Annotated in this window: 14 protein-coding genes; 5 read left to right on the forward strand and 9 right to left on the reverse strand. The window is 60.9% G+C overall.

The features are described 5' to 3' along the window. Nucleotides 1–471 precede the first annotated feature (471 nt). Entirely contained in the window at nucleotides 472–1,074 is a 603-nt protein-coding gene (gene greB, locus ACIX9_RS09090) for a transcription elongation factor GreB (RefSeq protein ID WP_013580183.1), read from the reverse strand. A 43-nt stretch (nucleotides 1,075–1,117) separates the two neighbouring features. Then, nucleotides 1,118–1,687: a hypothetical protein gene (locus ACIX9_RS09095; RefSeq protein WP_013580184.1), complete on the reverse strand. Its 570-nt coding sequence runs from the start codon at nucleotides 1,685–1,687 to the stop codon at nucleotides 1,118–1,120. A gap of 14 nt (nucleotides 1,688–1,701) precedes the next feature. Here ACIX9_RS09095 and ACIX9_RS26375 point away from each other — a divergent pair, with 14 nt between their 5' ends. Beyond that, the gene (locus ACIX9_RS26375) at nucleotides 1,702–1,860 is read left to right on the forward strand and encodes a hypothetical protein (protein WP_198152184.1); all 159 of its coding nucleotides are present in this window, start codon (nucleotides 1,702–1,704) and stop codon (nucleotides 1,858–1,860) included. A gap of 265 nt (nucleotides 1,861–2,125) precedes the next feature. Here ACIX9_RS26375 and hpt read toward each other — a convergent pair whose 3' ends face one another. After that, nucleotides 2,126–2,692: a hypoxanthine phosphoribosyltransferase gene (hpt, locus tag ACIX9_RS09100; protein WP_157477423.1), complete on the reverse strand. Its 567-nt coding sequence runs from the start codon at nucleotides 2,690–2,692 to the stop codon at nucleotides 2,126–2,128. Nucleotides 2,693–2,776: 84 nt separating this feature from the next. On the opposite strand from hpt, the gene ACIX9_RS09105 reads away from it, so the two are divergent. Both ACIX9_RS09105 and ACIX9_RS09110 read left to right on the forward strand, forming a co-directional pair. Next, nucleotides 2,777–3,673 (forward strand): prolipoprotein diacylglyceryl transferase, encoded by an 897-nt coding sequence (locus tag ACIX9_RS09105; RefSeq protein WP_232298838.1) that lies wholly within the window; start codon nucleotides 2,777–2,779, stop codon nucleotides 3,671–3,673. A gap of 72 nt (nucleotides 3,674–3,745) precedes the next feature. Continuing rightward, nucleotides 3,746–4,222, forward strand: a complete 477-nt coding sequence (locus tag ACIX9_RS09110) for a DUF3617 domain-containing protein (RefSeq protein WP_013580187.1) — start codon at nucleotides 3,746–3,748, stop codon at nucleotides 4,220–4,222. A 49-nt stretch (nucleotides 4,223–4,271) separates the two neighbouring features. Here the strand turns inward: ACIX9_RS09110 and ACIX9_RS09115 are convergent, their stop codons facing one another. From ACIX9_RS09115 to uvrA, 5 genes are all read right to left on the reverse strand, one after another. After that, the gene (locus ACIX9_RS09115; RefSeq protein ID WP_013580188.1) at nucleotides 4,272–4,970 is read right to left on the reverse strand and encodes a M48 family metalloprotease; all 699 of its coding nucleotides are present in this window, start codon (nucleotides 4,968–4,970) and stop codon (nucleotides 4,272–4,274) included. Nucleotides 4,971–5,073: 103 nt separating this feature from the next. Further along, on the reverse strand, nucleotides 5,074–5,598 hold the full coding sequence (locus ACIX9_RS27360) for a hypothetical protein (RefSeq protein WP_013580189.1): 525 nt from the start codon (nucleotides 5,596–5,598) through the stop codon (nucleotides 5,074–5,076). Nucleotides 5,599–5,709: 111 nt separating this feature from the next. Then, entirely contained in the window at nucleotides 5,710–6,180 is a 471-nt protein-coding gene (locus tag ACIX9_RS09125) for a hypothetical protein (RefSeq protein WP_013580190.1), read from the reverse strand. 26 nt (nucleotides 6,181–6,206) lie between these two features. Further along, entirely contained in the window at nucleotides 6,207–7,601 is a 1,395-nt protein-coding gene (locus ACIX9_RS09130; RefSeq protein WP_013580191.1) for a tetratricopeptide repeat protein, read from the reverse strand. Continuing rightward, on the reverse strand, nucleotides 7,598–10,609 hold the full coding sequence (uvrA, locus tag ACIX9_RS09135) for an excinuclease ABC subunit UvrA (protein ID WP_013580192.1): 3,012 nt from the start codon (nucleotides 10,607–10,609) through the stop codon (nucleotides 7,598–7,600). Before uvrA ends, ACIX9_RS09130 begins: the two co-directional genes overlap by 4 nt. Nucleotides 10,610–10,731: 122 nt before the next feature. Between uvrA and ACIX9_RS09140 the strand changes: the two genes are divergently transcribed. After that, on the forward strand, nucleotides 10,732–12,954 hold the full coding sequence (locus ACIX9_RS09140) for a glycoside hydrolase family 3 C-terminal domain-containing protein (RefSeq protein WP_013580193.1): 2,223 nt from the start codon (nucleotides 10,732–10,734) through the stop codon (nucleotides 12,952–12,954). Between the two features lie 228 nt (nucleotides 12,955–13,182). Further along, nucleotides 13,183–14,154: a carboxypeptidase-like regulatory domain-containing protein gene (locus ACIX9_RS09145; RefSeq protein ID WP_013580194.1), complete on the forward strand. Its 972-nt coding sequence runs from the start codon at nucleotides 13,183–13,185 to the stop codon at nucleotides 14,152–14,154. Between the two features lie 71 nt (nucleotides 14,155–14,225). Here the strand turns inward: ACIX9_RS09145 and ACIX9_RS09150 are convergent, their stop codons facing one another. Beyond that, entirely contained in the window at nucleotides 14,226–16,118 is a 1,893-nt protein-coding gene (locus tag ACIX9_RS09150; RefSeq protein ID WP_013580195.1) for an alpha-L-arabinofuranosidase C-terminal domain-containing protein, read from the reverse strand. Nucleotides 16,119–16,153 lie beyond the last annotated feature (35 nt).

Below are 16,153 nucleotides of genomic sequence, written 5' to 3' on the forward strand. Positions count from 1 at the left end.
GAGACCCCAGACCTGCATAGGCCACGGCATGGAGAACATGGCCAAAGCGTATAGGATCTCAAGGACAGTGACAATCCCCCCAAAGGTGTGGAGAGCCCGCGCGATATGGGAACGGCACGGTCACCTGTCGTGATCACAAAGTGAGACGTCCCCAGAAGTCGTTGTTTGGGACGGCTGAAGCCGTCCCCTTCCGATGGTGTTCTTTTAGGTGTGCTTTGCGGGTTCGTGCGGGCTTGGTATGGAGGGCTTGGTTGTTACAGCCCACGGCCCGGATTCTTCTTGAATGTAGACGGTGGGCTAAAGCCCACCTCTAATCCGAACGGCAACGGCAACGCCGACGGCAGTAGCGGCAGCGGCAAGTGCAACGGCAAACGCAGATCTCCTTCGGGGATGACAAACAAAACGCAACGGCATACGTTTGTCCCCTATGAAGTGACAAACAACGCTGCGATGGCGGACGCTTACTTGAACTTATCTCTCGGGCTGGCCGGTCGAGGCTATGGACTCGGGTGGTGGCTGGAACTGTTCCACTGCGATGCGCTCGTAGCGAACTTCGAGGACCGTCAGGGTTTCTGTGCCGCCGGGGGCGTGGAGAACGACTTCGTCGTCCTCTCCGGCTTTCATGAGGGCGCGGCCCAGGGGTGAGGCCCAGCTGATGTGGTTGCGGTCCAGATTGACTTCATCCGTGCCGACGATGCTGACCACTCGCACTATGCCTGCGGCGTTGGCGTAGCGGACGGTGGCTCCGAAGAACGCTCTTGTCGCTCGCTGGCCGGTTCTGGGGGCTTCCGGATCGATGACCTCCGCGGCTTCGATTCGCTTGGTCAGGAAACGGACGCGTCCATCAATCTGGCGAAGGCGCCGCTTGCTGTATTGGTAGTCGGCGTTTTCGCTGCGGTCGCCGTTGCTTGCGGCCCAGGCAACGACCTGGACGACGGCGGGGCGATCTTTGGTGAGGAGGAAGTGGCGCTCGGCTTTGAGGCGTTCGATCCCGCCTGGGGTGATGTAGTTCTTGACTTGATCGGGCGGGGCGGCCTCGAGTGCTTTCGGTCTTCTGGTAAATCCTTGGCGCATGGTGCGGGCTCGCTTTGGGCGATTTTAGTATCGGGCGGGTGGCTTATTTCGGGAGGTATTCTTTGGGGATTTCGTTGTTGGGGCGCTCGCTGTCCCACATGACCTGCACGATGTAGTAGCGGCCGTTTGCCTTGAGGAGTTCTACGCTGTTGATGCCGCGGGCGAAGGGGGTGGGGTCGTCTGTTTTGTGGCGTGACTCGTAGGTGGTCCAGACGTGGGTGATGACGCCGTACTCCTCTTTGCGGGAGGCGATGCCGCGTTCGAAGAAGCCGCTGGTCTCGAAGCGGGTGCTGACGCGGTTGACGTAGTCGTCGACGGAGAGGATGACGGCGTCGGTTTTGGTTGCGTTAGCTACGCCTGCTACGCGGGTGACGACCAGGCGGGCGTCCGGGAGGAAGAGGGACCGGAAGGCGTTCCAGTCGCGCTTCTGGCCGGCTGGTCCGCTGATGGCGGCATAGAGGGCGGAGATGGTGCCGTCGACGGTTTTTAGGGCGTCGGTGGTGGATTGGGGCCAGGTTGGGTGGGCTTCGATTGAGCCTGGTGAGGGTGGGGTTTGGGAGAGGGCAGGTAATGTGCCGGCGATGAGGAGGGCTGCGATCCAGAATCTTTTCATGATCTTCTCGCGATGTGGATTTGGAGCGATGGTATCAGGGAGGGTTCTCGGTTGTTACAGCCCACGGCCTGGATTTTCATGCGGACTTTGACGGTGGGCTGAAGCCCACCTCTAATCCGAACGGCAACGGCAACGGCAACGGCAACGGCAAATGCAAATACAGGGGGTCCTGACGGTTACCGAACTTCTCTTACGGGGCGCTCAAACGCAGGGCTTAGCCCCAATTCGCTGCGCTCAGGATGGCGGCTTGAAACGGACCACGACAGCAGCAGCAGCAGCAACGCCAACAACAAAAGCAACCGCAAAGGCCGCAACGGAGATTCTCCGCTTCGCGCAGAATGACGGCGTGAAACAGGCAACTGCTACTGCAGACGCAGGTCCCCTGCGGGGATGACAAGCAAGAAAAGCAACGGCAACAGCGGGGGCGCGTTTTCGGGTTTAGTGGCCGGCTACTTCTTCTGGGAAGAGGCGGATGTCGGCGAGGTTGCGGTAGACCTCTGCGTAGTCCATGCCGTAGCCGATGACGAAACGGTTGGGGATGGAGAAGGCGGTGTAGTCAGCTTCGATGGGGACGAGGCGGCGCTCGGGCTTGTCGAGGCAGGTGGCGATCTTGAGGGAGGCGGGCTTGTGCTGGAGCATGAGGCCGCGCAGGTACGAGAGCGTCAGGCCGGTGTCGAGGATGTCTTCGACCAGGATGACGTGCTTGCCCTCGATGGGGTTGTCGATGTCCTTGATGAGCTTGACTGCGCCGGAGGAGACGCGGGCGCGGCCGTAGCTGGAGACGGCGACGAAGTCGAAGGTGTTGTCTACGGTGATGGCGCGGGCGAGATCGGCGAGGAAGATGGCTGCGCCTTTGAGGACGCCGATGAGGACGACGGACTGGCCGGCGTAGTCGGTTGAGATCTGGGCGCCGATGGCGGCGACGCGCTCCGCGATCTGCTCGCGCGAGAAGAGGATGTCCATGGTGGTGGCGGAGGGGAAGACGGGCGTGCTGGTGTTCGACATTGCATCAGGGTAGCGCATGCGGGGCGGTGGGAAAAGGGCTCGATTGAGGGGGCGATATACTTTGGTGTTGGCGAACTCCCTGAAATGCAAAAACGGGAGCGCCGTGCGAGGCGTATGTATCCGTATCTGAATATCGGTCCGTTGCACCTGGGGACGTTTGGACTTTTGCTTTGGCTGGCCGCAGTGGTGGCGGCGGTGGTGCTGCACAGGACGTTTTTGCGCGATGGCGTGGATGCGGATGCGCTGAATGTTGTGGCGATGGTGGTGATCTCCGGTGTGATTGGGGCGAAGCTTTGGCATGAGTTGGAGGATCCGGCGGAGCTCGTGCGGGCGATGAAGATGGTTACGGCTCCAGGTTGGGGGCATCCGGGGCAGATTGTGATGGAGTTTCTGCATTGGTTCCAGGCGGGGTTTGCGTGGTTTGGCGGACTGCTGGGTGGGATTGGGATGCTCGTGATCCAGGGGCGCGGGGCTAAGTTCAAGGGGACGGAGATACGGGTGGGTGGGGTGCGGATGCTCGACCTGGCGGCTCCGGCGGCGTTTGTGGGGTATGGGGTGGGACGGATTGGGTGCCTGACGAGCGGGGATGGGGACTATGGGCGGAATACGCTAGGTACGTTCTGGGGCGTGCATATGAAGGCGGATGCGCTGGTGCCGCCGAGCCCGAGGTGGGCGCTAGTGCTGCCTACTCCGCTATGGGAGTTTGTGGCGGCGATGGTGTTGGCGTTCGTGATCTGGCAGGTGGGGAAGAGGATGAGGCCGGTGGGGTGGCTGACGGGGCTTTACCTGGTGCTGAGTGGGACGGAGCGGTTTATCGTCGAGTTCTGGCGGATCAATCCGAAGCTTTACTTTGGGCACAGCATGAGCAATGCGCAGGTGGCAGCGCTGGGGAGTGTGGTGGTGGGGGCTTTGGTGATGGGAGCGGCTATGGCGAAGGGGACTGCCTGGGCTCCGGTGGGTGAGGCGGAAAGTGCTGGTTGATTCCAGGGAAGGTGGGGTATGATTGGGTCGATTCCGGGCCAACGTAGCTAAACCACACTTTCCAGGAGAGTTATGCGCTTTTTTCTGACCATGGCGGCTTTGACCGCTCTATGCAGTGCTGCGCCCGCACAAGAGGCGCCGATGAAGATGGGGCTTTGGGAGACAACCAGCGTGATTACGATGCAACTGCCGCCGGGGATGCCGAGCATGATGGGTGGGACTCGGACGATCACGGTTCAGAGCTGTCTGACGCCGGAGTCGTGGCAGAAGACCATGGAGCGGGCTCAGAATCCCCGTAAAGACTGCACCTATACGGATAAGACGGTGACCGCTACGGGTATGACGTTTGCGATGACGTGCACGGGCCGCTCTACAACCATGGTGAAGGGTGAGACGGTGTTCGAGTCGAAGGAGAAGGGGAGTTCGACTGTGCATATGGAGATGTCGACGTCCGGTTCGGGTGGGGGCAAGATGGTGACAGATTCCAAAGGGACGACCCGGTATCTGGGCGCGGACTGCGGGAAGGTCAAGCCCTATACGGACAAGTAAAGCGACTGCCGCCATGCGATGAGGTTCATTGCATGGCGGTTTGGTTTGCCTAGAGGAGCTTGAGGTAGGCTTTGGCTTGCTCTAGCTCGGGGAAGAGGCGCTCTTCGGCCTGGAACTCGCGGGAGTGGACGCAGCGGCGGCCGGCTTTGACGCGGACGGGGTGCTTGAGGTGGAGCATCTCATGATACAGCAGGTATTCGATGGCACATCGAGGGGTGTCGGGGCGATCGAAGACCCGGCTGACGACGATGGTGTTGTGGGCGGAGTCGTAGTGGCCCAACATGCGGCGTGCGGCGTGGGCGCTCCAGGTGAGGGTGGGGCGGCCTAGCAAGCCGTGGAAGAATCGGCGGTTGATGGCCTCGAAGACTTCGTCGAGGTCGTAGTGGTGGCCTATGGGGGTGGAGATGTTTTTGCGTCCGCGGGTGGTGCGGATGTGCTCGGCCTGGCGGGCTACGGGCTCCGAGGAGACGTAACGGCGGTAGCGGTCGGAGTGGGCGGGGGTGATGGGCTTGCGGTAGAGCTTGGCGAGGAGGATGTGGGCGATGGCGTGGTGGACGGAGGCGGGGGAGGGCTCGAGGATGTCCGAGAGGCGGACGAGGAGCTTGCCTTCGCGGAGGCGGATGGTGGTGTTGAGAGAGGTGAAACGGCGGAAGCGGATGTCGAGCGGAGGGATGGGGGCGCGGGGGCGGAGTTCGCGGTACTCGTGCTCGAAGATGGGGATGAGGTGTGGGGCTAGGAGAACGGACACGACTTTTTCAGGTTAGCATGTGGGGCGGACGGACGAGGTGGTCCCTGGTGAACGGCGCAACGCGGATAAGTGGGATAAAAGCGGGATAAGAACGGATGAATGCTTATTCGGGCTTGGAGTCCTGCTTGTTTTCTTTGTTTGGGGGATGGAGTTGGAAGTAGGCTTTCTGGTCTTCGAGGAGCTTGGTCAGGTCTTCGCGTAGGTCTGTGATGGCTTCCAGGGCAAGGCGGCGGGAGACGTTGTAGGCGTCGTGGTCGGGTGGGGTTTTGACTGCTGTCTGCCAGCGGTCTGTGGCGGCCAGGAGCTTGGGGATGGACTTGCGTAGGTCTTTGTGGCGGGGGGCGTAGTCTTCGAGGTTGTCTTCGAGATCGTTGGCTATGGAGGAGAACTGTTCGAGTTGGTCGTGGATGTCTTCTTCGCGGCCGGCGTGGCGGCGGCCTGTGGTGAGGGTGAGGATCTCTTTGGCGCGCTGGTCGAGGAAGGCGGAGAAGAGGAGGACGCGGGCGGCGGGTTCGGGGGCGGACTCGCGGAGTTTTTCTACTTCGCCTTCGGAGAGGGCGTTGTCTGGGTGTTGGGCGTGGAGGGGCGGGGTAAGGATGAGAAGGAGGAGAGGGAGGAGTTTGAGCATGGGTGGGGGAGAACAGGCAAAAGCAACGGCAAGAACAAGCAACAGCAAAGGCAACTACGGAGATTCTCCGCTACGCGCAGAATGACAGTCGTGGTGGGAATGACGGCGTAGTTAGTGGGCGAAGACTGTGGCCAGGAGTTCTTCGTTGACGCGGTCGATTTGTTTGAGGGTGGACTTTACGGTGGCTTGGTCTTCTGTGGAGACGAGATGGATGTACTCGCCCAGGCGATGAGAGGTGCGCTGCATGGTCATCTCTGCGTCTTTCAGTTTCTTGCTGTGCTTGGGATCAGTGGTGAGGCCGGTGTGGATGATCTCTGCGTAGTGCTGGATGCGCTTGAGGGTGAGGGCGGCGAGGTCCATGTCACCGGCGGCTATCTGCTGGCCTGCGATTTCGGTGTAGAAGTGGGTGAGTTCGGTGTAGAGGAAGCACTGCTCGCGGGGGTCGGCGTGCTCGGCTCGTTGCTCAAGCTGCATGAGGGCGGCGGAGTCGGGGATGACATCGGCTGTGGCGGCGTGGGCGGCGCAGGGGATGAAGGTGGCGGAAAGAATCAGGAGGGCGAGGGTTCCTAGAGTGAATCGCATGATGCACCTGCTTCTAACGAGCGGGTTTAGTGCATGTGTTGCAGGGCGATGAGGCGGTGTTGCGCCTCAAACTCCTGATCCGGTAACGAACCGTTCGATGCTGCGAGAAAATCTTTGTACGCCTGCTGGGCTTGCTTGATTCTGTGAAGCTTATCGAGCGAAATAGCGGCCAGAAACAATGTGGTCGGTGAGGATGGAAGGACTGTAGCACGCAATTGCAAAGCTTGCAAGCACCCCTGCGGATCATTGTTGGATGACGCGGCGAAGGCGAGGTGGCCGGCGGAGGCTGCGAGGTCTTCCTTGGTTGGATAGGTTATTGGCGTGGTGACGGCGTGCGTTAGGATCTTTTCGGCTTCGGCGTAGCGCTTGAGGTGGATGAGGGCGTCGGCGTGGGCGTCGGCGAGGGTTCCGTCATTGGGCGCGGCGTTGGAGAGGGCGGCGTAAAGGGGCTCGGCTGCGGCGAAGTTGCCGGATTGGGTCTCCAGGCTGGCGAGGAGGTGGGTGATCTCGGGGTTATCCGGATGCGCCTTGTGGAGGTCTTCTACAAGCGGGAGGGCCTGGGCGGTTTTGCCTTGCTGCGTGAGAAGGGAAGCGAGCTGGGCGGTGAGGACGGGGTCGCCGGGATTGGCGGTGAGGGATTGGTTGAGGAGGGCCTCGGCTTCGTCAGGGCGCTTCTCCTGGACGAGGAGGTGGGCGAGGGCGGCGGTGGCCTGGGGGTCGTTGGGGTGCTGGGCCAGGAGGCGGCGGTAGGCTGCTTCGGCGGGCTTGGCTCCGTTGCCTGCGGACTGGGCCAGCTCGGCGGTGAGGAGGGTGTCTTCAGGGGTTTCGGGGGAGAGCTTGAGAGCTTCGAGGAGCTCGTCGCGGGCGTCGGCGGGGCGTGATTTTTCGTCGAGGCGGGCCAGGGTGCGGAAGGCTCGGGCTTTGAGGAGGTTTTCTCCCGTGGCTTTGGTGGCGGCTACTAGTTCGGGGCGGGCATCGTCAAAGCGGCCGGCGCGGGCGAGGAGGAGGCCCAGGGCGAGGTGGGGCTCCAGGAAGGCCTGGTCTGCGTTGATGGCGGCGCGGTAGCTGGCTTCGGCAGGGGAGGATTGGTCTAGGACGTCCTGGACGGAGCCGAGGTCGTACTGGAGGTGGGCGTCGCCTGGGTTGGCGGCCGCTAGCGGGGTGAGGAGCTTGAGGGCTTTGGGGTAGTCGCGAGCTTCGAGGGCTGCTTGTGCTGCTGCACGGGCAGGGTTCTCCGGGAGCTGGATGGTGTGGGTGGTTGTGCTGCTGAAGTCCTGGGCTTTGGCGAAGGGGAGGGTGAAGAGGAGTGCTGCTGCGAGGGCGAGCGGTCGTTTGCTTCCGCAAACGATACCCCACCCTGTCCCACGATGAGACTGTGGTCCGAGGATGGGGCACCCGAGGGTGTTTTTGATCAGGTTCATGCGTGTACCGGGATGGGTTCGTGGTGGGCGGTGGCTTCGAGGACGGGGCCAAGCCAGTGGCCGGTGTGGCTGGCCTTGTTGGCGGCTATGTCTTCCGGGGTGCCTATGGCTACGACTTGGCCTCCGGCGTTGCCGCCCTCGGGACCCATGTCGATGACCCAGTCGGCGGACTTGATGACGTCCAGATTGTGCTCGATGACAAGGAGGGAGCCGCCGCCTTCGATGAGCTTGCGGAAAGCTGCGAGGAGCTTGGCGACGTCGTCGAAGTGGAGGCCGGTGGTGGGCTCGTCGAGGATGTAGAGGGTTCGGGAACGAGCCTTGGCTGCGGCTTCATTCAATGAGGACCGGTTCGAGACGGAGCGGGCCGTGGCCAGGTGTGAGGCTAGTTTGACACGTTGGGCTTCGCCGCCGGAGAGGGTGGTAGCGGACTGGCCGAGGCGGACGTAGGAGAGGCCTACCTCGTCGAGGACGTAGAGCTTGTCTACGATCTTTTGATGGCCGGCGAAGTAGACGAGAGCTTCCTTGACGGTCATATTGAGGACGTCGTGGATGTTCTTGCCCTTGTACTTGACGTCGAGGATGGCGGCTTTGTAGCGGGTGCCGTTGCACTCCTCGCAGGGGAGTTCGATGTCTGCGAGGAATTGCATTTCTACGGTGACGGTGCCGTCGCCTTCGCAGACGTCGCAGCGTCCGCCGGGAACGTTGAAGGAGAAGGCTCCGGCGGCGTAGGACTTGCGCTTGGCGTCGGGCTGCGCGGCGAAGAGGGCGCGGATGTCGTCGAAGGCCTTGATGTAGGTGACGGGGTTGGAGCGGGGTGTGCGGCCGATAGGGGACTGGTCGACGAGGATGACCTCGTTGAGGTGCTGGGTGCCGGAGAGGTCGCGATAGAGGCCGGTGGGGTCTGCGCCTTCGGTCTGGCCAAGAGCCTGCTGGAGGGCTCGGTAGAGGACCTGGTGGACGATGGTGGACTTGCCGGAGCCGGAGACGCCGGTGACGCAGCAGAGAAGGTTGAGGGGGATCTCGATGTCTACGCCGCGGAGGTTGTGGATGCGTGCGCCGGTGAGCTTGAGGCGCTCCCGCCCCGGCTCTCGGCGGACTTTCGGAATCGGGATCGTCAGGCGGCCCGAGAGGTATTTGCCGGTGATAGAGGCGGGGTTGCGGGTGACCTCGGCTACGGTGCCTGCGGCTAGGAGTTGGCCGCCTAGCTCGCCGGCTCCGGGACCGAGATCGAGGAGGTAGTCTGCCGCGCGGATGACGTCGGGGTCGTGCTCGACGACGAGGATGGTGTTGCCGAGATCGCGGAGGTCTTCCATGATGCGGATGAGCTTGGCGGTGTCCCGGGTGTGGAGGCCGATGCTTGGCTCGTCCAAGACATACAACGCGCCTACCAGGCGGGAGCCTAGCGATGTGGCTAGCTGGATGCGTTGGGATTCGCCGCCGGAGAGAGTGCTGGAGAGGCGGTCGAGGGTGAGATAGTCGAGGCCGACCTGGTGGAGAAAGTGAGTGCGCTGGCGGACCTCTTCCAGGACCTTGCCGGCGATCTCCATCTGGGATGGGCTGAGGTTGAGGGCGTCGAAGAACTCGGTTGCGCCGGTGATGGTGAGGGCGGAGACCTCGCAGATGTTCTTGCCGGAGAGGAGGACGGCGCGGGCCTCGGCGCGGAGGCGAGTGCCCCGGCAGTCGGGGCAGAGGGCGTAGCCACGGTACTTGGAGAGGAAGACGCGGACGTGGAGCTTGTATTTTTTGCGGTCGAGGTCACGGAAGAAGCCGCGGATGCCGGGGAAGCTGCCGCTGCCGTCTTCTATGAAGGACTGCTGGGCGGGGGTGAGGTCGTACCAGGGGACGGAGGTTGGAATGTTGGCGGCCTTGGCGGCGCGAAGCATCTCCGCGTGATGGGGGCGGTACTTGCCGGAGGCCCAGGGGGCGACGGCGTCGCCTGTGAGGGACTTGGAGCGATCCGGGATGATGAGGTTGGGATCGAAGTCGATGGTGTTGCCGAAGCCCTGGCAGCGGGGGCATGCGCCGAAGGGATTGTTGAAGGAGAAGAGGCGCGGCTCGGGCTCGCGGTAGGCGCGGTGGCAGGTGGTGCACTCGAAGGCGGAGCTGAACCTAAATTGCTGGGGGGCGGCTTCGTCGCGGGGGAGGGTGTGGAATTGGATTTCGCCGGATTCGCGGTAACCGGTTTCGATTGCATCGACCAAGCGGGTGCGGATATCGGGGCTGAGGGCTAGGCGGTCTATGAGGACGAAGATTGGCTTGGAGAAGTCGAGCTCAAGGAGGGACTCGGGGGTGGAGAACTCGACTATGGCACCGTTCTGGAAGAGACGGTTGTAGCCTCGGCGGCGGAGTTCGAGGAGGCGATCCTTGATGGGGTCAGTGAGGGTGGCGGCGGCTATGTTGACTGTTGCTGCTTTTTTTGCGGACTTCTTGACGGCTTTTTTGGCGGGCTTCGGGGCTTCAGTCTCTTCGACGGAGGAGGGTTGAAGGGCCTCGATGCGGATCTCGGCGCGGGTGATGGGGAAGAGGGCGTGGGTGCGGGTGCCTTCAGGGAGGGCGAGGATCGTGGCTACGATCTCGTCGACCGAGTCGCGTTTGACGATGCCGCCGCAATGGAGGCAGGTGACGGTGCCGCAGCGGGCGTAGAGGAGGCGGAGATAGTCGTAGATCTCCGTGGCGGTGGCGACCGTGCTGCGGGGGTTGCGGGTCTGGTTCTTCTGCTTGATGGCGATGGCGGGGGCGAGACCGTCCACGTGGTCTACGTCGGGCTTTTCGATGCGCTCGAGGAACTGGCGGGCGTAAGCGGAGAGCGATTCGACGTAACGGCGCTGGCCTTCGGCGTAGACGGTGTCGAAGGCGAGGGACGACTTGCCGGAGCCGCTGACGCCGGAGACGACGGTGAGGGCGTTGTGCGGGATATCGACGTCAATGCCCTTAAGGTTATGGGTGCGGGCTCCGCGGATGGTGATCTGGTTGTTGGGGGATGCGTTGGTGTGAGTCTGGTCAGTCATATTTAGCCAAACTCTATTGTCGGATAGATGGGGCTGGATTGCGAATCGGGTCGTGATAACTTTTCGGTTGCACAATAGTTTGGGTTTTTTGTGCGGTGAGATGGTTTTTTGAGGAGCGGTCTATGAGCTTGAGCAGATTGGGATGCGGGGTCGTTGCCTTTGGGATGTTGGTTGGCACAGGTTATGCGCAGGCGGGTGGGGATGCAGGGGCGGCTTACAAGGACGCGCGGAGGCCAGTGGCGGAGCGCGTCGCGGATCTGCTTGGGCGGATGACGCTGGAGGAGAAGATCTCGCTTCTGAGCGGATCAAGCTGGATGGAGAGCGCAGGGGTGCCGAGGCTGGGGATTCCGGCGATCAAGATGGCGGATGGGCCGATGGGGATTCGGATATGGACTGGGCCGTCCTCACAGACGAGCGTGGAGACGCCTGTGAATCGGTTCAGCAGCACGGCGTTTCCTGCGGGTATCAATGTGGCGGCATCGTGGGACCCGGAGCTTGCACGGCAGGAGGGCCAGGTGATTGGGCAGGAGGTGGCGGCGGTTGGACGGGATATGATCCTGGGGCCTACGGTGAACATCCACAGGACTCCGCTGTGGGGGCGTAACTTTGAGAGCTACGGCGAAGATCCTTACCTGAGCGGACGGATGGCGGTGGGGTATATCAAAGGCGTTCAGAGCGAGGGGATACTGCCCTCGGTCAAGCATTTTACGGTGAACAACGAGGAGTTCGAGCGGCATCGCATTGACGTTGCGGTGGATGAGCGTGCGCTCCATGAGATATACTTTCCGGCGTTCGAGGCTGCGATCAAGGATGCACATGTGTGGACGGTGATGTCTTCCTACAACAAGGTGAATGGGGCGTATGCGGCCGAGAGTCCCTTGTTGAAGCAGGAGCTTTATAAAGAGTTTGGGTTCAAGGGATTTGTCGTCTCCGACTGGGGCAGCACATACAGTACGGCAGGGACCGTGAATGCTGGGATGGATATCGAGATGCCGGGTGGGCCTCCGATGCGCAAGTGGCTGGCGGCGAGTGGACCGCATATTGCCGGCAACGATGGCGGGTACCTGGTTCCGGAGAAGGTGATGCCGCTGGTGAAGAGCAACGAGATCCCTGTGGCGAATGTGAATGAGAATGCCGGACGGATTCTGACGGTGATCTTTGAATCAGGACTCTACGATCATCAGCACGTGGCGGGAGGGGCGATCGATACGCCTGCTCAGCGTGCGCTGACTCGCAAGGCTGCGGATGAAGGGATTGTGCTGCTGAAGAATCAGGGGGGCGTGCTTCCACTGGAGGCGGGCAAGGTGAAGTCGATTGCGGTGATTGGGCCTGGGGCTGCTACGGCGCGTGCTGGCGGGGGTGGCAGCGGACTGGTGTATGCGAAGAACATCGTGTCGCCGCTGGACGGAATACGGGCGCGGGCTACGGGCGTGGACGTCCGGTATGCGCTGGGCGCTGCGATGGCGGGCGAGGAGCCGGAGCACGATACGGCGGAGGCTAAGAAGAAGCGGCTGAATGAAGCCATAGCGGCTGCGAAGGATGCTGATGCGGCTGTGGTGTTTGTGGGGTACTCGTGGAAGCTGGAGACGGAGGGCAAGGATCGGCCTGATATGAAGCTGCCGGAGGGGCAGGACGAAATGATCCGCGCCGTGGCGGCGGTGAACAAGAGGACGATTGTGGTTTTGAATGCGGGCGATTCCGTGGATCTGACGCAGTGGGTCGATCAGGTGCCCGGGCTTGTGGACGCATGGTACGGGGGAGAAGAAGGTGGGAACGCGGTGGCCGATATTCTCTTTGGTGACGCAAACCCTTCAGGTAAGCTGCCGTTTACGTTTCTGCGGAGGCTGGAGGACTCGCCCAGCTACGGGAACTATCCGGGGGAGAATCTTCACGTGAAGTATGCGGAGGGAATCTACGTGGGGTATCGGTATTTCGATAAGCATATTGATGTACCGCCGCTGTTTCCGTTTGGCTTCGGGCTCTCTTACACAACGTTCCAATACAGCGATCTGAAGGTGCATAAGGGCACCGGTGATGAGATGGCGACCGTGAGTTTGACGGTGAAGAATACTGGTGCTCGTAAGGGCGCTGAGGTGGCACAGCTTTATGTAGGACAGCCTCATGCGTCGGTGGACAGGCCGGTGAAGGAGTTGAAGGGATTTCAGCGGGTAGAGCTTGCGCCGGGTGAGAGCAGGAGCGTCCAGTTTGTGTTGGATCGGCGGGCGTTCTCTTTTTACAGCGTAGCGAAGCATGGCTGGGTCGCGGAGCCGGGGAGCTTCGATCTTGCTGTGGGCTCTTCCTCACGGGATATTCGTCTAGAGAGTCATTTCGTGCTGGGTCACTGAGGGGATAGGGCGGTGTCAGGTCTGCAGGGTAACGCTTGCTTCGTATGAGTGAACCCTCCGCCCGCGGAGCGTGTTACCTCAGATGTATCAAGGCGCATCCAACGGGTATTCATGGTTTCGCTTCGCCCGATCATCGACCCTGCCAGACCGCGCCGTACCTTCGTACACGCGAGTTTTTTACTGCTCCTGACGTGCTGTGGTCCTGTGATGCGTGGACAGCAACGAGATATGTTTCTGTCCTTACGGTCCGATCTGGCGGCGGCCGATCCGGGACAGAATCGCACCTATTGCAGCCTCAGCGGTCGCGTAACGACGCCTGAGGGAACGCCTGTACCCGAAGCCATCGTCCAACTCAGCGGACCCCTTTTGCCGCCACGCACTGCTACAAGCGATGCAGATGGCAGGTTCACAATCGTAGACCTGCCGCCTGGCACCTTTAGCGTAACTGTCTCCCGCGATGGCTTCAGTCCTGTGACCGGATCGGTGCGGTTAGTGCCCGAAGCAAACACCGCCTCGGCTACCTTTACGTTGCGTCCTGCGGCGACTGATTCGGTGACCGTCTCCGCATCGGACAAGGACATTGCCGAGGCACAGATCCACCTTGCAGAACAACAGCGCATTGCGGGTATTCTGCCGAACTTCTTCGTCAGTTATATCTGGCGGGCTACGCCCCTTACCTCTGGGCAGAAGTTCCGCCTGGCTCTCAAGAACGCGGCTGACCCGGGTAACCTGATTCTCGTGGGCACGGTTGCGGGTGTTCAGCAGGCGACCAACTCGTTTCCCGGATATAGCCAGGGATGGAAGGGTTACGGTCGACGGTACGGCGCAGATCTGGGAAACCTGGTGTCCGGAACCTTCATCGGCGGTGCGATCCTGCCCTCGGTGTTTCATCAGGATCCACGATACTTTTACAAGGGCACGGGATCGACTTCTTCACGTTTCTGGTACGCCGTGAGCCGCACGGTCGTCACGCGGGGCGACAAGGGCAGGCCGCAGCCTAACTACTCCACGATGCTGGGCGATATGTCGGCAGGCGCGCTCTCGAACCTGTACTATGCGCCGGAGGATCGTCAGGGTGCGAAGGTGACGATTGCGAATGGGCTGCTTGGGATTGCGGGCGACGCCATGAACAACGTCTTCCAGGAGTTTGTGTTGAAGAAGCTGACCACAAATAACAAGCGCAATACTCTTCAGCCTTGAACAACTCTTACGACTCGGGTCTTGACGGACATCGATGATCTAACTGGCACATCTGAGGAGCGGAGTTCTGATCATTTCAACGGAATGTCTAGAACTTCAATCGAGTTTCCCGGGATGGTGTGTTTCCATTGACCATCAACGACGTTCACCCTTGACTGGACTGGCGCAATTGCGTTGGGCCGCTCAATGGAGTTGGTTGCTGACCTGGTTGCGGCATGCAGGCTTGAGAGTTGAGCCGAGCCACTATGCACGCCGTTCAATGCGAGCGTGATGGCTTGTGGTTCCGCGGAGGCGTTCACGAGCTTGAGATACAGCATGTGATTCTTCTCCGACGTGGTGGCTGACCAGAAGAATCGCGGGTCCAAGCCTGAGCCGGATGTTCGGATCGTGTGATCGCCAAGATGAGCTGCAAAGAGCACCTGTGCCCAGTAGCTTGGGGAGGCATAGGAACGGAGGGAGTCGTAGCCGATCAGGTCGGTCGACCACTGCATGCCTCCGGGATTGATGTTCGTGAGTAGAGGGGCGTAGCTTGCCATGACGATGAGGTCGCTGTTGCGCTCCATGCTCGTCATCCAGGATGCGTCTCCCAGAGCGGCACCAAAATCTGGTGTGGGAGAGCCGGTCCTTGTGGCCCACTCTCCGATAAAGATCTTTGGCCCCTTCCGGTCCATCTTGTCGTATTTCTGATTTTGATCGGGAGAGAAGAATTCCTCCGGGGTGAGGTAGTAGTGGTCGTCAATGACATCGGGCTGCCCCTGCGTGACGGGCGCTGTCGCGATCAGTTTGTAGGCGGGATATTTCTGGCGAATTGCGGAGGCGAACTGCTCGAAGCGGGCGTCGTAACTCTTGGATTTGTCGAACCAGTCCTCATTGCCCACCTCAATGTAGTGGAGGGGAAATGGTTTCGGGTGGCCTTCTTTTGCTCGCTCCGCTCCCCACTTTGTGCCTGGGTCACCGGTTACATACTCAATCTCATCCAATGCGTCCAGAACGAAGGGCTCAAGATCTTTTCCGGGTTGCACATGGTACCCTTTCAGGGAGTAGCCGGCATAGACCGCGAGGACGGGTTCGATCTTGAGATCTTCACACCATTTCAGAAACTCGAGTAAGCCCATTCCGTCTGTGGACTGATAGCCCCAAGGGCCGCGATGGGTAGGGCGGTCTACCAGCGGACCCAGGGTCTTCTTCCATTCAAAGCGTTCGTTGATATAGTCACCCTCCAGGTAGTTTCCTCCGGGTAGTCTGAGAAATTTGGGACTCATCGCCGACATCATTTTCATGAGATCCGGGCGGTTGCCGTTAGGAGTGTTATTGAAGGTAGGAGAAAAGAGAGAGACCAGTTGCAGGTTGACGATTCCAGGATGCTCAAAGGTGAGCTCCAGATGATTTCTGGAACTCGCGGTGACGTTGGGCTGGGAATGAAGAACATACTGAAATTGTTTCCAGTCTCCGACCGGTAGAACGATGGCCGCCTGGGCAAGTACGTTGCCGGAATCGTCTGCGATAAGACGTGCGTGGGCGACGTTGGGGTGATCGACCTTGGCATAGAAAGACCCCTTGTAGGTTGTTGATGGCTGCACGGCCATCCCCCAGTATCCGGGGTTCGAGATGCCCGCCTCATTGCCTGGGCCGGCATCGACGATGGTCAACTGCAGGCTCTTCGAGAGCGCTGCGGACGGGCCGGTCGAGCCATACTTGAGCTGGGCTGTGGCGGACTTCTGGGCTACAACAGTCCAGTACTCAAAGGGTGGCCAGTGATCATGGAAGGTGCGGTTACGGACCATCTCGGCGTAGAGACCACCATCGTAGGAGTAGTTGATCTCCTCCGTCATCAGGCCGTAGAGGGTTGGGCTGACGGCTGTGACCGGTTTAGAGGCATCGATGGTGAGCGTCGGTGTCTGGGCTTGCAAAACCGGAGCTACAAGGCAGAAGGTCACAAGGCAAAGGCGATACTGTATTTTCATGAGATGTCCTGGTCTGCTGCTCACGGAGGGAGATG

Source organism: Granulicella tundricola MP5ACTX9, assembly GCF_000178975.2.
Classification (GTDB): domain Bacteria; phylum Acidobacteriota; class Terriglobia; order Terriglobales; family Acidobacteriaceae; genus Edaphobacter; species Edaphobacter tundricola.